The 1981-nt window shown below is 49.2% G+C and carries 1 protein-coding gene; it reads right to left on the bottom strand.

Features of this window, described 5'->3' with window-relative positions; all coding sequences use genetic code 11:
* Positions 1-30: 30 nt before the first annotated feature.
* Entirely contained in the window at positions 31-1923 is a 1893-nt protein-coding gene (locus tag AN486_RS26425) for a DNA-directed RNA polymerase subunit gamma (RefSeq protein WP_053540076.1), read from the bottom strand.
* Between the last annotated feature and the right edge of the window lie 58 nt (positions 1924-1981).

Here is a 1981-nt window from a genome sequence, read left to right as displayed (position 1 = left end):
CATCCCTACCTCCCCTACCTCCCCTACTCCCTAAGCGTCTATCGCTTCCTGAATCGCCTTGTTATAAATCGCCCTGCCAGGAGTCGTATAAATGTACTGAGAAATCAAATTTCCCTGACCATCTTCTCGTACCCGGCGGAACTTATAGATTAGGGTGCGACTTGTCACCCTACCCTTAGCATCCTTGTCCTCAATCACTTCCAAAGGTTCAGTATCCGGTTCACCCGAATCAATTTCCCCATCAAAGCGCACGTAAATATAGGCATGAAGTTCCACCTGTTGCGCCTCATAAGCCATAATTACATCATCCAAAGAGGAGAAATACTTACCTGCCCCCTTCGTTGCATTGGGATTTTCCGCCGTCAGATAATACGCCCCCAACACCATATCTTGGCTAGGAGTCACAATCGGTTTACCCGTTGCCGGTGACAAAATATTATTAGAAGCCAACATCAACAACCGCGCCTCCGCCTGACTCTCCAAGGACAACGGCACATGAACCGCCATTTGGTCACCATCAAAGTCAGCATTAAAAGCCGGACACACCAAAGGATGTAATTGAATCGCTCTTCCTTCCACCAAAATCGGTTCAAAAGCCTGAATCCCCAAGCGGTGCAGCGTCGGCGCTCGGTTTAACATCACCGGATGTCCCTCAATCACCTCCTGCAACACATCCCACACACTGGGATCATTACGAGAAATCAGCTTCTTCGCCGCCTTGATATTATTCACCATCCCCGACCGAATCAAACGATTGATTACAAAGGGCTGGAACAACTCAATCGCCATCTCTCGTGGCAGTCCACACTGGTGAATCTTCAGCTTTGGTCCGACCACAATTACCGATCGCCCTGAATAGTCTACCCGTTTCCCCAACAGGTTTTGTCGGAACCGTCCTTGTTTGCCCTCAATAATATCCGACAAGGACTTCAGCGGGCGGTTATTAGCCCCCACCACCGTCCGTCCCCGGCGACCATTATCAATCAAAGCATCCACAGCCTCTTGCAGCATCCGTTTCTCATTACGGACAATAATCTCCGGGGCGAGAATTTCCTGAAGCCTAGCCAAACGGTTGTTGCGATTAATTACCCGGCGATACAAATCATTCAAATCGCTTGTCGCAAACCGCCCCCCATCCAACTGCACCATCGGGCGCAAATCTGGGGGAATCACGGGGATAATTTCCATCACCATCCATTCTGGGTGCGAACCAGTAGCGATGAAATTATCAATCACCCGCAGCCGTTTAATTAACTTCGCCCGTTTCTGTCCCTTGGCTTTCTCAATTTCTTCCCGCAGGCTTTCCGCCTCCTGCTCCAAATTAATATCCGCCAACAACCGCAACAGAGCCTCAGCCCCAATGCCCACTTCCACACCCTCTAACTGGGAATCTTCACTGTAGATAGCATCCTCAATTTCTAGCCACTGGTCTTCACTCAACAGTTGTTTGTAACTGAGAGTATCCGCATTACCAGGCGCTAAAACACAGTAAGAGTTGAAATAAACAATCTGCTCCACATCCCGCAGCGGCATATCCAGGAGAATCGCAATATAGCTAGGAATCCCCTTGAGATACCAAACATGAGCCACAGGGGCAGCCAACTTAATAAAACCCATCCTGTGACGACGGACGCGGGATTCTGTTACTTCTACACCACAGCGCTCGCACACAATCCCTCTATGGCGCACCCGCTTATACTTACCACAATGGCACTCCCAATCCTTAGCTGGTCCGAAAATCCGTTCACAAAACAACCCATCCATCTCAGGCTTGAGAGTCCGGTAATTAATAGTTTCTGGCTTGGTAACTTCACCTACGAGTTGTCCATTAGGCAAGGTACGCTCACCCCACTGGCGGATGCGTTCTGGCGAAGCTATACCAATTTTTACGTAGTCAAATTGATTATTTTGGGGGGATCTCATGAGAATTAAAAATTAATAAACAGAAGTCAGGAGTTGGGGGAGTGGGGGAGTGGGGGAG

Origin of the sequence: Anabaena sp. AL93 (assembly GCF_001672085.1) — a bacterium.
Classification (GTDB): Bacteria; Cyanobacteriota; Cyanobacteriia; order Cyanobacteriales; family Nostocaceae; genus Dolichospermum; species Dolichospermum heterosporum.
This window is presented reverse-complemented; position numbering and strand designations above follow the sequence as displayed.

Bases quoted from the DNA above. Each gene is read 5' to 3' on its own strand.
- AN486_RS26425 (WP_053540076.1), bottom strand. From the start codon at position 1,923: ATGAGATCCCCCCAAAATAATCAATTTGACTACGTAAAAATTGGTATA.